The 13,870-nt window shown below is 58.6% G+C and carries 13 protein-coding genes and 1 riboswitch; of the genes, 8 read left to right on the top strand and 5 right to left on the bottom strand.

Annotated features, from left to right (window positions below):
• Positions 1-28 precede the first annotated feature (28 nt).
• The 5 genes from metC to thiD all read left to right on the top strand — a co-directional run bounded on the left by metC (position 29) and on the right by thiD (position 5,011).
• The gene (gene metC / locus EHO01S_RS05365; protein WP_024522991.1) at positions 29-1,192 is read left to right on the top strand and encodes a cystathionine beta-lyase; all 1,164 of its coding nucleotides are present in this window, start codon (positions 29-31) and stop codon (positions 1,190-1,192) included.
• A gap of 72 nt (positions 1,193-1,264) precedes the next feature.
• Positions 1,265-2,635 (top strand): C4-dicarboxylate transporter DcuC, encoded by a 1,371-nt coding sequence (gene dcuC / locus EHO01S_RS05360; protein WP_024522990.1) that lies wholly within the window; start codon positions 1,265-1,267, stop codon positions 2,633-2,635.
• A 131-nt stretch (positions 2,636-2,766) separates the two neighbouring features.
• A complete protein-coding gene (gene uraH, locus EHO01S_RS05355) occupies positions 2,767-3,162 on the top strand; it encodes a hydroxyisourate hydrolase (RefSeq protein ID WP_024522989.1) in 396 nt (131 codons plus the stop codon).
• A 101-nt stretch (positions 3,163-3,263) separates the two neighbouring features.
• Positions 3,264-3,360: riboswitch (TPP riboswitch) on the top strand.
• A gap of 35 nt (positions 3,361-3,395) precedes the next feature.
• Positions 3,396-4,199, top strand: coding sequence for a hydroxyethylthiazole kinase (thiM, locus tag EHO01S_RS05350; protein ID WP_024522988.1), 804 nt, complete (start codon positions 3,396-3,398; stop codon positions 4,197-4,199).
• Positions 4,196-5,011 carry a bifunctional hydroxymethylpyrimidine kinase/phosphomethylpyrimidine kinase gene (gene thiD, locus EHO01S_RS05345; protein WP_024522987.1) on the top strand — a complete coding sequence of 272 codons (816 nt, stop codon included), beginning with the start codon at positions 4,196-4,198 and terminating at the stop codon, positions 5,009-5,011. Before thiM ends, thiD begins: the two co-directional genes overlap by 4 nt.
• Positions 5,012-5,197: 186 nt before the next feature.
• On the opposite strand, the gene EHO01S_RS05340 is transcribed toward thiD, so the two are convergent.
• A complete protein-coding gene (locus EHO01S_RS05340) occupies positions 5,198-6,088 on the bottom strand; it encodes a hypothetical protein (RefSeq protein ID WP_232238266.1) in 891 nt (296 codons plus the stop codon).
• A gap of 162 nt (positions 6,089-6,250) precedes the next feature.
• Here EHO01S_RS05340 and EHO01S_RS05335 point away from each other — a divergent pair, with 162 nt between their 5' ends.
• From EHO01S_RS05335 to EHO01S_RS05325, 3 genes are all read left to right on the top strand, one after another.
• On the top strand, positions 6,251-6,712 hold the full coding sequence (locus EHO01S_RS05335) for an inhibitor of vertebrate lysozyme family protein (RefSeq protein WP_232238267.1): 462 nt from the start codon (positions 6,251-6,253) through the stop codon (positions 6,710-6,712).
• Between the two features lie 128 nt (positions 6,713-6,840).
• Positions 6,841-7,479, top strand: coding sequence for a DsbA family protein (locus EHO01S_RS05330; protein ID WP_024522984.1), 639 nt, complete (start codon positions 6,841-6,843; stop codon positions 7,477-7,479).
• A gap of 303 nt (positions 7,480-7,782) precedes the next feature.
• Positions 7,783-8,727 carry a LysR family transcriptional regulator gene (locus tag EHO01S_RS05325; RefSeq protein WP_024522983.1) on the top strand — a complete coding sequence of 315 codons (945 nt, stop codon included), beginning with the start codon at positions 7,783-7,785 and terminating at the stop codon, positions 8,725-8,727.
• Positions 8,728-9,251: 524 nt separating this feature from the next.
• Here EHO01S_RS05325 and trhP read toward each other — a convergent pair.
• The 4 genes from trhP to baeS all read right to left on the bottom strand — a co-directional run bounded on the left by trhP (position 9,252) and on the right by baeS (position 13,437).
• The gene (gene trhP, locus EHO01S_RS05320; RefSeq protein WP_024522982.1) at positions 9,252-10,613 is read right to left on the bottom strand and encodes a prephenate-dependent tRNA uridine(34) hydroxylase TrhP; all 1,362 of its coding nucleotides are present in this window, start codon (positions 10,611-10,613) and stop codon (positions 9,252-9,254) included.
• Between the two features lie 134 nt (positions 10,614-10,747).
• On the bottom strand, positions 10,748-11,086 hold the full coding sequence (locus EHO01S_RS05315) for a YegP family protein (RefSeq protein WP_024522981.1): 339 nt from the start codon (positions 11,084-11,086) through the stop codon (positions 10,748-10,750).
• 164 nt (positions 11,087-11,250) lie between these two features.
• Entirely contained in the window at positions 11,251-11,982 is a 732-nt protein-coding gene (baeR, locus tag EHO01S_RS05310) for an envelope stress response regulator BaeR (protein ID WP_024522980.1), read from the bottom strand.
• A gap of 81 nt (positions 11,983-12,063) precedes the next feature.
• On the bottom strand, positions 12,064-13,437 hold the full coding sequence (baeS, locus tag EHO01S_RS05305; RefSeq protein WP_024522979.1) for an envelope stress sensor histidine kinase BaeS: 1,374 nt from the start codon (positions 13,435-13,437) through the stop codon (positions 12,064-12,066).
• Between the last annotated feature and the right edge of the window lie 433 nt (positions 13,438-13,870).

Here is a 13,870-nt window from a genome sequence, read left to right as displayed (position 1 = left end):
TACCTTGGGCTTTTTTTGCGGGAGAGGCATGATGGACCCCATTACCTACCTGATCCACGGCGAGCGCCCCCAGGGGCGAATCACGCCGGTCAATCCACCGCTGATGCGCGCCAGCACCATACTCTTTGACAGTGTACAAACCTGGCGTGAGACGCGCAGTCGTCGTCAGCAGGAGCGGGTGTTGAGCTATGGCGCCCGCGGCACCGAAACCGGCTTCGCCCTGGAGCGGATGATGACGATGCTGGAGGGCGGACACCGTTGTCAGCTGTTCCCCACAGGCTTAGCGGCACTTGGCTTCACCATCATGGGTTATGCGCGTACCGGCGGACATGTGCTGTTTTCTGACGCGGTATATGAACCGGTGCGTAAGATAGCCGCCAGCCTATTACGCCCCAATGGGATCGCCTATGACTTTTTCCGCGCCGACGCCGCCGATGTTGAGCAGAAAATTCGGGACAATACCCAGCTGATCTTTGCCGAGTCCCCCGGTTCCTTGCTGTATGAAATGCTGGACTTACCGGCGCTGTGTCGCCTGGCTCATGCGCGTGATATTCCGGTGGCGGTCGACAACACCTGGGGATCGGCCTGGCTTTATCACCCGTTGCGCCTGGGCGCGGATGTATCGGTGATCGCCGCCACCAAATACCTCGGCGGCCATTCGGACGTGATGATGGGCATGATGGTGGCCAACGAGCGAGCCTGGTCGCGCATCGGTGCGCTGCCGGAGGCGCTGGGGCAGACCGTTAGCCCTGATGACGCCGCGTTGGTGCTGCGCGGTATGCGAACGCTGGCGCTGAGGATGGCGGCACACGGTGCCGCCGCGTTGCGGGTGGCTCAGTGGCTACAGGGGCGACCCGAGGTGGCGCGGGTGCACTGTCCGGCGCTGCCGGATCATCCCGGCCATGCGCTGTGGTTGCGTGACTGTAGCGGCAGCAATGGGTTGCTGACCTTGGAGTTCGCCGCCCGCTATAGCCAGCGTCAGGTCGACGCCTTTATCGATGCGCTGACGTTGTTCGCTATTGGCGCCTCCTGGGGCGGTTTCGAGAGCCTGGTCTTACCGGCGAATGTACAGGGTGCCCGCTCGATCACGGATTGGCACAGCGGGCGCGGCCCCTATGTGCGCCTGCATATCGGGCTGGAGTCTGTCGATGCCCTGATCGCCGATTTGCAGCAGGCGCTGTCGGCGTTGTAGCCGTCCAACGGCGTGCCACCTGTGCATGGCCTTCTTCTTTCTTTTCTGCCTATTGTGCTACGGGATACGATGATGACGGGTCTACTCTGCGCCGCGTTGGTGACGGCACTGTTGATCGCGCTGTTTGCCAAAGGATATAAAACACAGCCGGTGCTGTTTCTGGCAGGTTTTTTACTGCTGCTGCTGACGGTACTGTTCGACTTGAGGCCGCTGCTGCCCGAAAAGAGCACCAGCGGCAGCAAATACTTCGATATTTTCAAGGTATTCAGCGATATTCTTAGCTCGCGCCTGGCCGGCTTGGGGTTGACGCTGATGGCCATCGCCGGATTTTCTCGCTACATGGAGCATGTCGGCGCCAGCATGGCACTGTTTCGGGTCTTCGAGCAGCCGCTGAAGCGAGTGCGTTCCCCTTATGTCTTATTAACGTTGGCGTTTCTGATAACGCAGATCCTGGTGATCTTTATCCCGAGCCACGCCGGTTTAGCGATGCTGCTGATGGTAACGATGTACCCGATCCTGATCCGTTCGGGGATCAGCCCACCGTCCGCGCTGGGGGTGATTGGCTGTTGTCAGTTTATCGATCACGGCCCCGGCTCGGGGAATGTGGTGCTGGCCGCACAGACGGCGCAGTTGGAGCCCGCGGTCTATTTCGTTTCACATCAGCTGCCGTTTACCCTGCCGATCATCGGTGCCGTGGCGCTTACCCATTACGTTGTCCAACGCTGGTGGGATCGTCGCGACGGCTTTGTCTTTACGCCGCCGCAGGCGGCGGAGCATCAGGCGGAGGTGTGCGCTGCACCGCCGCGGATCTACGCTATCCTGCCGGTGATCCCGCTGCTATTGATTATCGGCTTTAGCCCGCTGTTTCACCCCTCGATTAAGCTGGATGTGACCAGCGCTATGGTGATCAGCACCGTCGTGGCACTGGGCTTCGAGTGGGTTCGCCTGCGCAGCGCCCGGGCGGTCATGGACAGTTTTATGCTGTTTTTTGAGGGCATGGGGCGGCAGTTTGTGTTGGTCGTCTCGCTGATCGTCTGCGGGGAGTATTTCGCCCGCGGGCTGCTGAAGATCGGTGCCGTCGATACGCTGGTATCCGCGGCCCAAGAGGTCGGGTTTGGCAGCGGGGCGATGATCGTGGTGATGAGCGCGGTATTGGCACTCGCGGCGTTTTTGATGGGCTCCGGCAACGCGGCGTTTTTCTCCTTTGCCGCCCTGATCCCTAAGATCGCCGCCTTTCTTAAGGTAGATGTGGTGACGTTGTTGCTGCCGATGCAGATCATGACCAGTTTTGGCCGTACGGTGTCGCCGATTACCCCGGCGATCGTGGCGATTGCCGGTATCGCCGGGGTATCGCCTTTTCTGGTGATTAAGCGTACCGCGATTCCGATGGCAGTCGCGGCGCTGATGAATCTGTTGCTGACCTTTACCCTGTTACCACTGTAGCGGGTGGGGCAGATGCGCTTGGCCGAGGGGGCTTATCGACCAAGCGCTGAAAAGTTAACGAAAAGTTTAATAACACGCCGAAAGTATTTTGCTAGGCTGCCCAAGGGATCACATACTATGGGAGTCGAGTAATGAAAAAAATCCTTTTACTTACCACGATGTTATCGATATTCAGTACGGCGGCGCAGGCCGAACTGAGCGTGCATATCCTGAATCAGCAGACGGGAAAACCAGCTGCCGGAGTGACGGTGCAGCTGGCGCAACAGGATGGTAATGCCTGGCGTGAGCTTGCCAGCGCCGTGACGGATGATGACGGACGTATCCGCGCGCTTTACCCGGCGGGAGGGGATATGCTCCCTGGTATCTATAGGGTGACCTTTAAAACTGGGGCCTATTTCCATAAGCTGGGACAGGATAGCTTTTTCCCGCAGGTGCCGGTCTTATTTCAGGTAACGCAAAAGAATGAAAAGCTGCATGTGCCGCTGCTGCTGAGTCAATATGGCTACGCCACTTATCGCGGCAGTTAACACCCGCTAAGCATGCCTGGCCGCCGCGCATTTACAATCTCCAGCGAGAGTATTATCCTGCCGGCGGATTCACTATGTGTTAATGACAGCATCGTGATGAATAACATGACTCGGGGTGCCCTTCTTTGTGAAGGCTGAGAAATACCCGTATTACCTGATCTGGATAATGCCAGCGTAGGGAAGTCACGGTGTCTGACCGCGCCGCCTTCTTCGCGCCGGTTGGGAGACACACTATGTTGACACCCCCCGCCCCCTTGCCTGACGCGCTGTGCGCACAGGCGTTACTCACCCTTCGCCAGCGCGTCCCGCTGGTGCATTGTCTGACCAACGAAGTGGTACAAAACTTTACCGCCAACGTACTACTGGCGCTGGGCGCTGCGCCGGCGATGGTGGTGCAGGCCGATGAGGCGCACCAGTTTGCTGCTTTGGCTGATGCGCTATTGATCAACATCGGAACCCTGTATGACGCACGAGCGGACAGCATGCTAGCGGCGATTGCATCGGCCAATCAGGCGGGTACGCCTTGGGTATTGGATCCGGTGGCGGTCGGCGTATTGAGTTACCGTAGCGACTTCGCCCGTCAGCTATTACGTTTGGGCCCGGCGGCGATCCGCGGCAATGCCTCCGAGATCTTGGCCTTGGCCGGCTTCCCCTCGAGCGGACGCGGCGTCGACAGCCAGGATGACGCGTTGGCGGCGCTGCCGGCGGCGCAGGCGCTGGCGAGGCAGAGCGGCGCCATCGTCGCGCTGAGCGGACAGTATGACTATGTGACCGATGGGGTTCGTAGCTATCAGATCGCAGGCGGTGATGCCTTGATGACACGGGTGGTTGGCACCGGCTGTGCGCTGTCGGCGGTGGTGGCGGCCTTCGTCGTGCAGACGGATCGCTTGACGGCGGTAGCCAGCGCCTGCCGGGTAATGGCGTTGGCGGGACAGCGGGCGGCGGCGCAGGCCAGCGGCCCCGGTAGTTTCACGCCCCATTTCCTGGATGCCTTATATGGCTTTCAACGCGCGGCTAGCCTGGAGGAGACACGATGAGCAGCCATGCAGAACGCATTAACGCCTTGACCATTGCCGGTACCGATCCCAGCGGCGGTGCCGGGATCCAAGCCGATCTCAAAGCCTTTTCGGCGTTGGCGGCCTACGGCACCAGCGTTATCACCGCGCTGGTGGCACAAAATACCCGCGGAGTACAGTCGCTGTATCCCATCGCCGCCGATTTTGTCGCGGCGCAGTTGGACTCGGTGCTGAGCGATGTACGTATCGATAGCGCCAAGATCGGTATGTTGGCCAGCGCGGATATCGTGGCCTGCGTTGCCGAGGCGTTGACGCGTTACCCGTTGCCACATGTGGTGTTGGACACGGTGATGGTCGCCAAAAGCGGGGATGCGTTGTTGGCTCCCCAAGCCGTCAGCGCCATCCGGGAGTTGTTGTTGCCCCGGGTCTCGTTGATCACGCCCAACCTGCCGGAGGCCGCCGCGCTGCTGGCGTGCGAGGTGGCACGCGACGAGCGGGAGATGCGCGTCCAAGGCGAGGCCTTATTGGCTTTGGGATGTCAGGCGGTATTGATCAAAGGCGGACATCTCCAGGCGGCGGAAAGCCCGGACTGGCTGCTGACGCAAGCGGGAAGCGCCACACGTTTTAGCGCTCCACGCGTGGCCACGCGCCATACGCACGGTACGGGTTGTACCTTGTCGGCGGCGTTGGCGGCATTGCGTCCGCGTCATGCGGACTGGGACGCCACCGTCGCGGCGGCTAAGGCATATCTGCAAGGCGCCTTGATGGCGGCCGACTCGTTGCAGGTCGGTCAAGGCATCGGGCCTGTACACCACTTCTATCGCTGGTGGTAAGCGACAGGGGCCTACTCCGCCCGGCCAAGCGGTGCGGCGGTGTAGACCTAACGGTGTGGCGTCCAGGCCCGATGCCTCATGCGGCGCTGGCGGCCGGAGAGCCGCGCTCGGCGTAGTCGGTCAAACGCGGGGATATTCTCTCCGTCCCGATACGCCGCGAGGAGGCCCAACGGGGCGGGATAGCCCTTAGGCGTCGTGTGGTTGCGTTGACGCGGCCTGTTGCCAGAGGTGCATAAAGAGGGCGTGCAGGCGCTGGAGATGTGCGGCGTCGAAGCGGTTCAGGGTGAAGAAGGGCTGTTCGGGACGCGGACGTAGCGCCAACGCCAGCGCTGGCTGTCCCTGTTCATCCGCCAGCCAGCCGATCAGGTAGCTGATCGTGGCCGTCGCTGTGCGCTCAGTCAGCAGCAGTGAAGGCCAGGGTGTCGCTTCGCTGGCTGCACGGCTGGCGATGAATCGATCCCCCAACCAGCGTCCGGCGTAGTCGCCATCCTGCTCCAAGGGCTGTGTGGCGCTTTGCAGCCACTGTTGCAAGGCCGTGACACGTGCGATGCTGAGTTGCTCCGCCAGCGCTTGCCATTGCGGATAGTCATGCCGTTGCTGCCAGCAGGCGATGCCTAGGTAGTCGTTGATTTCCGCCCACCACTGATTCATCTTGCCGCGTAGCGTTGCGTCACGCAGGCTGCGGTAAGGCAGGAGGCGCTGATCGCCGGCGGCCAGATTTTGCAGGGCGATCAGCGGCAGCGTTTTCGGTTTAGTCCGGAGGGTGGCCCAGAGCAATAGTTTAGGGATGCGTGGGGTGATGGTCTGTACGCTAAAACGGTACTCATCGCCGATGGAAAGCAGAAAGCCGCTGGAGGTGCCGCGTTTATCCTGGTAGTTCCGAATGATCACCAAGGGATTGGGCCCTATCCAGCCGGTCAGATAGCTCTCCTGGGGCGACGTTGCTTCGCCTAAAAAGGCGAGACGTTGACCAATGGCCGCGCACGTCAGCGCATCGAGCTGGCCGGCATCGGCGGCGCTGTAGCACTCCCGCTCAAGAGGGGGGAGTGAGGTTGCAGAGGTTATGTCGCTCATCATGTCGTTTCCCAGAGAATCGTATGCGCGCCAGCTTACCTGAAAGGGGAGAGAGAGGGCCGCCATCAGGGTACTTTTCTGAGTTAGATCAACTTTCTTGCCAGGTGACGGCGCGGAAAAAGCAATGAATAATAATCTCTTTCCTTTCGTAATGAGGTGATTTGCATGATGGTGAAAAGCGTATCTGGTGTCTGTTTATCCCTGATGTTGCTGTTCAGCGTATCGGCACAGGCCGAGGAGACGATGGCACCCTCGCTCGCGCAGGTGATGGCACAGGCGGAATACCAGGCAGCATGGCGTCAGGCGGTGCAGGGGGAGACGGCGTTGCCGTCGTGGGTACGCAGCGGTCAGGGCACATCGGCTCCCCCGCAACGGTTACGCTGGCAGGGGAAAGATTATCTGACGGGGATGGTATGCCAGCCGCATAACTGTGGCAATCAGCAGTTATTCGTCGTGTTCAGCGCCGATCGGCGGCAGGCCTGGGGACTGCGGGTGATGTTGCCGGACAACGAGGCGGCCATGCTACATCCGTCGCGCTATGCCCGTTTTCAGTGGCTGGGAAAACCGGATAATGTGTTACAGGCGTTATTGATGCGTCAGGTCGAGAGCCAGCCTGATTGGCAGTGAGCGGGAGTTTGTCACCGGGTGTGTAACTGTGTCGCATGGTAATCCGGTGTAATTAATCGTAAATCCGAGCGCGAGTGGGCGGTTGAGGATGGTAATCTGCGCAATCAGTTGACTTAATACGGTATTTTATGATGAAAAAGACACTCTTCCAGGCCGCCGTCGGCCTACTGGCACTGTGCTCCGTCGCCGCTCAGGCCGCAGAATATCAGGCCGGTAAGCAGTATACCGACATGCAAAAGGCGGTGCCGGGCGCGCCGCCGGTGGTTGAATTCTTCTCCTTCTATTGCCCGCCGTGTAACCAATTCGCCAACGTTTACCGTATCGGCGAGGCGGTGGATGCCGTGCTGCCTAAAGGCGAGAGCGTGGTGAAATACCACGTGAGCTTCCTTGGGCCGCAGGGCGCGGCGTTGACTGAAGCCTGGTCTGTGGCGCAGGCGCTAGGGGTCGCGGATAAGGTGGAAAAACCGTTGTTTGATGCGGTGCAGGTGAAGCGCAGCATTAACTCTCCGGCCGATATTCGCCAGGTGTTCGTCGATGCCGGCGTGCCGGCGGCTGATTACGACGCCGCACAGCATAGCTTCGTGGTGAAGTCACTCACGGCGCGTCAGGAGAATGCGGTGCAGGCGTTTGGCGTACGCGGCACACCGTCTTTCTTCGTCGCCGGTAAGTACCAGATCAAAAACGATGGGATGCAGTCTAGCAGCATCGAGGGTTACCGCAGCGAATATGCCGATGTGGTGAAGTTCTTATTGGCACAGGGCCAGTAATCCTGGCCTTCTGAGCGCGCCGGCCTTCGCGCCGGGCGCGCTTGTTCTCTCGGCTCCACTGTCATCGTCGCTTCGTGGTCACCTCTCTTCTTTGTGGTCACCTCTCTTCTTTCTTATTTTTCCCCAGTTAGTCGCGCCTGGCTATGGCGGTACGCGCTTTTGTCGCCGCTGCTCCGGAGATACGGAATTTGTGCGATCGTCTATTGCTAATGGCCGATGACATATTGAGTTATTAGCGTGAATGTATAATCTTTCCCACAGGAGATTTTTAATAAAAACGGTGTAAAAACATAAGGATATGTAATGGCTCGCGAGTATTATAATCACGGAGGTCTATTGCACCTCAAAGGATTCGATCTCAATCTCTTGACCGTCTTCGAGATGGTTTTCCTTTATACCAGTGTCAGCCGTGCAGCGGCGGCATTGGGGACGACCCCCTCGGCCGTGAGCCAGTCGCTGCAAAAGCTACGGCAACATTTCGACGATCCGCTATTTGTGCGCGAAGGGAAAGGGATCTCGCCGACGGCATTGGGGGTTAGCCTGCACGAACAAATCGCCCGCGGGCTATCCTTGATCGATCACACGCTCAATGCCACTCTCTCGGCCAAGCAGCGGCGTAAGTTTGTGATTTTTTCCCCCTGCTGTCTGGCGTTACAACTGTTGCCTGCCACGATTGGCGCCCTCGAACACCTGGGCGTGGGATACGAACTATTGCACTATAGCAGCTATGGCGATGCGAATCCTTACACCATCGCCGAGAGTCTGCTCACTTTTCGCAAGGTGGATGTGGTCTTCAGCCCTGCGGCGGTGAGTGCGCATGCGGTACAGTGCCTGCCGCTGGTGCATCAACCATGGGTACTGGTCTGTCGCGAGCAGCATCCGCGTATGGCGCAGTGCTGTAGCGAAGCTCAGCTGGCCGGTGAGCGGATGGCCTTGTTACAACACGCGAACCATAGCGCCGCCTGTTTCGACTGCCTACCTGAAATCCGCGTCGTATTGCGCTCCGATTCTTTTATCTCGATTCTGGAAACCGTAAGCCGCAGCGATCTCTTGACGCTGTTACCCCGGGAGGTGGTGCAGCGTTATGCCCCATTATTTAATCTCCGCGTGGTCGAGACGACCTTCTCGCTGCCCCCGTTGCCGCTCTATCTTACCTACAATAAGTTTTCACTGCGTAACTCTGAGTTTCGTACCTTGTTGGATGTGCTGCTGGCCAGCATATGCATCGCCTCGGGGACACCGGCGTGAGAGAGGGGGAGAAAACTGGCGGCGCGTTGAGCGGGCTGAGTCGCGTATGTCCAGATTGTCGTTGTTCCGTTTTATCAGTCGTGCGGGCAGCGGGATTGGATCTGGCTTATCGGGGGTATTTTTAGCTGAACGGATTCAGTTATTCCAAGTTATTTCTATTATTCGTAATAATGGGGGAGTTTTCGGCAATAAATTAATAAAATAATATATTGCCCATGCGCAAAAATATATTTTGCGAGCAGAGCTGTAGCGGAAAAATCAAGCCTTACGATGAGGTTTTGTTAAAAATGCGTTTATAAACAATATGTTAGCATTTTGCTATGAAGGGAGGGAATATTTTACGCAAAAAAGAAAACCAGCCCAAGGGAGATTGGGCCGGCAAGGAGGTGGTTCCTAGTATTGCTATTCGTTATTGCTTCTTGTGCGGCAATAATAACCGTCGCCTGCTGGGGTTAGTGTGATCAATATCGGGTATTGCTAAAAAAATAGGAAAAAGCCGGAATAATTCCGGCCTTAATGCGCTTTTATTGGCCGTGCGGATTGCGCGTGCTGTTGCCGTGTAGATTACGCATCAGCAGAGCATACGCCAGATTGATCTCGGCAGGCAGCGGAATATAGACCGTATGGCCGTTGCCGGGGGCCACGTCGCAGGGCTGGCCCTGTTTGTCGCGCAGATCGTCGAGGGTGAATTGGATATTCCCTTGCGGCGTCATCAATTCCAGGCTGTCGCCGCGGGAGAATTTGTTCTTCACCAGCACTTCGGCGTAGCCGTCGCGGCGTATCCCACTCAGTTCACCGACGAACTGCTGACGTTCAGACACAGAGTAGCCGTAGTCATAGTTCTGTTGGTCTTCATGCACATGGCGGCGGAGGAATCCTTCGGTATAGCCGCGGTGGGCTAGGGATTCCAGCGTGGTTAACAGGCTGGGATCGAAGGGTTTGCCGGCGACGGCATCATCGATCGCTTGGCGGTACACTTGGGCGGTGCGAGCGCAATAGTAGAACGACTTAGTGCGTCCCTCGATCTTCAGCGAGTGAACCCCCATCGCGGTCAAGCGGCCAATATGCTGGATAGCGCGCAGATCTTTCGAGTTCATGATGTAGGTGCCATGTTCGTCCTCGAAGGCGCTCATGTATTCGCCGGGACGCTGGCTTTCCTCCAGCATGAAGACCCGATCAGTCGGCGCGCCGATGCCCAGCGTCGGCTCGACTTGCTGCACGGGGATCGGTGCATGCTGGTGGACGATGTTGCCGACCTCATCTTCTTTCCCTTCCTGCACCTTATATTCCCAGCGGCAGGCGTTGGTACACGTACCTTGGTTCGGATCGCGCTTATTGATATAACCCGACAGCAGGCAGCGGCCAGAGTAGGCCATGCACAGCGCGCCGTGTACGAACACCTCCAACTCCATCTGCGGTACTTGCTGGCGAATTTCGGCGATCTCTTCCAACGACAGCTCGCGCGACAGGATGACGCGCGTCAGTCCCATCTGCTGCCAGAATTTGACTGTCGCCCAGTTGACCGCGTTAGCCTGCACCGACAGATGGATCGCCATCTGTGGGAACGTCTCGCGCACCATGGCGATCAACCCCGGATCGGACATGATCAGGGCGTCGGGCCCCATGTCGATGACCGGCTTCAGATCGCGCAGGAAGGTTTTCAGCTTGGCGTTATGCGGCGCGATGTTGACCACCACATAGAATTTCTTACCCAAGGCGTGGGCCTCTTGGATGCCTAATGCTAGGTTTTCATGGTTGAATTCGTTATTACGCACACGCAGGCTGTAGCGAGGTTGGCCGGCATATACCGCGTCGGCGCCATAAGCGAAGGCGTAACGCATGTTTTTCAGCGAACCGGCCGGAGACAGTAATTCCGGAGTAAACATAGACGACTCTCTTGTTCTGATCACAGGTCAGGCTGTAGCGGAAGGCTACAGTAAAGGCGGGCATTATAGAGAGTTGCCGTAGGCAGTACAATCAAGGTGCCGCAGGGGAGCGGCACCTTGAGGGGCGTGCAGGATTACAGGCGACTCAGATCACGGATGTCGTGGCTCTGAGCATTTCTTTTCACCGACGCGATCCCCTTTCTGGCGGCGCTTTCCGAGCTGTAATGTTCGCTATGGCCGATCACCTGATGATTCTTGGCCCGCAGTAAAAAATAAGGCTGCTCACCCTCGCAGCACAACTCGTATTGCGCGTCTTCGCCAGCGTTACTCTGCACATAGAGAATGCCATTTTCCACCGAGGCACGGCTAGCATACATCTCGCTGTACAGGAGTGCCTCGCCATTACCGGACTTGAGGCAGAAATGAAAGCGCCCATTGTGGGTGCGCGAGATTTCGTAGTAACCCATGGTCATGGGGATCTCCTTACCTGCCTAGAGACAACCCTTCCCCCCCTCTACCTGACGTGTTGTGGTGCAGATAACGGAGGGGATGGAACCCGCTCTAAAGTATAAGCAGCGGCAGAATAAAGCGGGGGGACGATCGTGTGAAAATTGTTGGCGAAATCTGACAGCGCGGATTAGGCGATGATCTGACAAGGCAATCCTTCCCAGCGATAGCCGACCCCGTAGACCGAGCGGATCAACGGCTCGCCTTGTTCGATGGCCTCCAGTTTACGCCGCAGGTTTTTAATGTGGCTGTCGACGGTGCGGTCAGTCACCACCCGGTAGTCATCGTACAGGTGGTTGAGGAGCTGTTCGCGCGACAGCACGCAGCCTGGTTGGGTCGCCAAGGTTTTGAGCAGGCGAAATTCGGCCTGGGTTAGGTCAAGGATCTGCTGGCGATAGCGCACCTGAAAACGGCTTTCGTCGATCAGCAGCGGCGTGCGAACCTCGCCATTCTCCTGTAACCCACAACGGCGTAGGATCGTTTTCACCCGCGCCACCACCTCGCGCGGGCTATACGGCTTGCAGATGTAGTCATCGGCACCGATCTCTAGCCCCAACAGGCGATCGATCTCTTCGATCTTCGCCGTGACCATCACGATCGGCACCTCGGAGCTGCGACGGATCTCGCGGCACAGGCTCAGGCCGTCGACGCCGGGCAGCATCAGATCCAGTAAGATCAGATCATAGAGATGGCTTTGCAGATGGGCTAACACTTCGTCGCCACGACTGAGCCAATGCGGGCGGTAGCCGGCGGCGAGCAGATAGTCGATCAACAGCTGTCCCAGCTTCGGCTCATCCTCGACGATCAGGATGCGGGCGCCCTCGGGGGGCGGAAACAGTGGAGTGGTCGCCAACAGGTTCATCGGATTACTCACGGATTAAGATGATGGATAAGAATGTCAGTATACCCCGCGGTAAGAGGCGGCGGGGGAATTCTTGTTCACTTAGGCGTGGGGCGCCAAGGGTAATACCACACGCAGTGTCAGGCCCCCTAATGGCGAGTGATGGGCACTCAGGCCCCCGCCATGGGCGGCGACAATATTTTGGCAGATGGACAGCCCCAGACCCGAGCCACCGCTGGCGCGACTGCGTGATCCCTCGGCGCGGTAGAAGCGTTCGAAGATATGCTGGAGCTGTTCATCGTTGACGCCTGGCGCGCTGTCCTGCCAGCACAGCGTCAATGTGTCGTTCTCCCGTTGGCCGAGGATCTGGAGTTCGCCCCCGGCATCGGTATAACGCAGGCTGTTTTCAAACAGATTATTGAACAACTGTAGCAGGCGATCGGGATCGCCGAATACCTGAGCCTGCTCCGGCAGCCGGAGGTGCAGGTCGATTCCCTTCGCCGCTAGGCGATCGCGGAACGCGCCGGCCGCGGCGTGCACCAAGGCGCAGACATCGATCGGTCGCTTACGATAGGCCAATGCCCCGGCGTCGGAGAGTGACAACTGATGCAGATCGTCAACCAGCTTGGTCAGGGTCTTGACTTCGGCCTGTAAGGAGAGCAATGAGTCGGGGGTCAGGCGGCGCACCCCGTCTTGCAGCGCCTCTAACTCGCCGCGCAGCACCGCCAGCGGTGTGCGTAGCTCATGGGAGACATCGGCCATCAAGGCCCGCCGGATCTGCTCGTTGCGCTCCAGCGTGGTGGCCAATTGATTGAAGTCTTGCGCTAATTGGCCCAGTTCGTCGCGGCTACTGACTTCGACGCGGGTAGCGAAGTCCCCGGCAGCGAGCTGATGCATAGCGTTGATCAGCCGTTTGACCGGCGCCAGCATGCCGCGCGACAGCAGTAAGGTCACGGCCGTCGCCAGCAGTGTCGCCAGGGCGACGATAAACCAACTGGTGCGGCGTTGTTGGCGATCGAAGTTGATGTCGGCGTTACGCGTGAGCCGGTCGGGCGGGGTGGTCAACACCCAACCGACCACCGCGTCTTGATAGCGTACCGCACTGCGAATGCCATCATGAGGCAGTTTTCCCGCAGGACCGACAAGGCGCTTACCGTTGGCATCCAGCACCCAGAAAGGCGTACGCCAGCCATGAGGCGGTAGGTTGACGTGCTGGCTGTTATTCTGCTCGATGTCACGCAGGATGCTCATGATGATGCGTTCGTTGTGGCGCAGGAAACGCCAATTGCCTTGGCGGGCGTACAGCGTTTCCAGCTCGCTGGCCATCAATTGAACCCGCTGCTCGTTGCCGTGACGGATGTAGTCAATAAAGCCACGTTCGAAGCTGACGCGGACTCCCCAGTGCATGATGATCAACACCAGAATGCAGGTGGAGAGTATGGTCAGAAAGAGTTTGGCGGAAATGCCCAGTTTCATGCGTTCTCCTAGTGCGCCAAGGGCGGCAGGTGCGACTGCCGACGGAAGCGGCGCCGTAGTCGCGCCATATACCGGTAGACCACCGCAGTTACCGGTAGACCACCGCAGTGGCTCGACTGGCTGATCCGCAGGCCACCGACGAGGCTGATGCCCTGCGGCTGGCGTAGTTCGGCGCCGTCGCTTGTGTAAAGGCAACGGCAGGATGGCATCCATTCAGCAATCGAGAGGCGTGCATGCCTGCATGTCGCAGGCGGCACACGCTGTGGCCCGGCGTCTATTGTAGCTGTTTCGCCTGCGGGCAAAATGGAGGAAATATGAAAATCGTGCGCTGTCAGCGGCCAGGGTGCCTGGCGCGTGCGCGGCGGTGAAGGGGATGGCGTTTTTTTCAGCGTTCGCCGCGTTGTGGCGTGTCGGCGATCGCACCTTGAACGGA

The organism is Edwardsiella hoshinae NBRC 105699 = ATCC 33379 (genome assembly GCF_000474215.1).
Lineage (GTDB): Bacteria > Pseudomonadota > Gammaproteobacteria > Enterobacterales > Enterobacteriaceae > Edwardsiella > Edwardsiella hoshinae.
The sequence above is the reverse complement of the archived record's forward strand: the minus strand, read 5'-3'. Positions and strand labels throughout refer to the sequence as shown.

What these genes read in the sequence shown, in the direction of transcription:
- metC (WP_024522991.1), top strand. Translation starts at nt 29, where the DNA reads ATGATGGACCCCATTACCTACCTGATCCACGGCGAGCGCCCCCAGGGG.
- dcuC (WP_024522990.1), top strand. Translation starts at nt 1,265, where the DNA reads ATGACGGGTCTACTCTGCGCCGCGTTGGTGACGGCACTGTTGATCGCG.
- uraH (WP_024522989.1), top strand. Translation starts at nt 2,767, where the DNA reads ATGAAAAAAATCCTTTTACTTACCACGATGTTATCGATATTCAGTACG.
- thiM (WP_024522988.1), top strand. Translation starts at nt 3,396, where the DNA reads ATGTTGACACCCCCCGCCCCCTTGCCTGACGCGCTGTGCGCACAGGCG.
- thiD (WP_024522987.1), top strand. Translation starts at nt 4,196, where the DNA reads ATGAGCAGCCATGCAGAACGCATTAACGCCTTGACCATTGCCGGTACC.
- EHO01S_RS05340 (WP_232238266.1), bottom strand. Translation starts at nt 6,088, where the DNA reads ATGATGAGCGACATAACCTCTGCAACCTCACTCCCCCCTCTTGAGCGG.
- EHO01S_RS05335 (WP_232238267.1), top strand. Translation starts at nt 6,251, where the DNA reads ATGATGGTGAAAAGCGTATCTGGTGTCTGTTTATCCCTGATGTTGCTG.
- EHO01S_RS05330 (WP_024522984.1), top strand. Translation starts at nt 6,841, where the DNA reads ATGATGAAAAAGACACTCTTCCAGGCCGCCGTCGGCCTACTGGCACTG.
- EHO01S_RS05325 (WP_024522983.1), top strand. Translation starts at nt 7,783, where the DNA reads ATGGCTCGCGAGTATTATAATCACGGAGGTCTATTGCACCTCAAAGGA.
- trhP (WP_024522982.1), bottom strand. Translation starts at nt 10,613, where the DNA reads ATGTTTACTCCGGAATTACTGTCTCCGGCCGGTTCGCTGAAAAACATG.
- EHO01S_RS05315 (WP_024522981.1), bottom strand. Translation starts at nt 11,086, where the DNA reads ATGACCATGGGTTACTACGAAATCTCGCGCACCCACAATGGGCGCTTT.
- baeR (WP_024522980.1), bottom strand. Translation starts at nt 11,982, where the DNA reads ATGAACCTGTTGGCGACCACTCCACTGTTTCCGCCCCCCGAGGGCGCC.
- baeS (WP_024522979.1), bottom strand. Translation starts at nt 13,437, where the DNA reads ATGAAACTGGGCATTTCCGCCAAACTCTTTCTGACCATACTCTCCACC.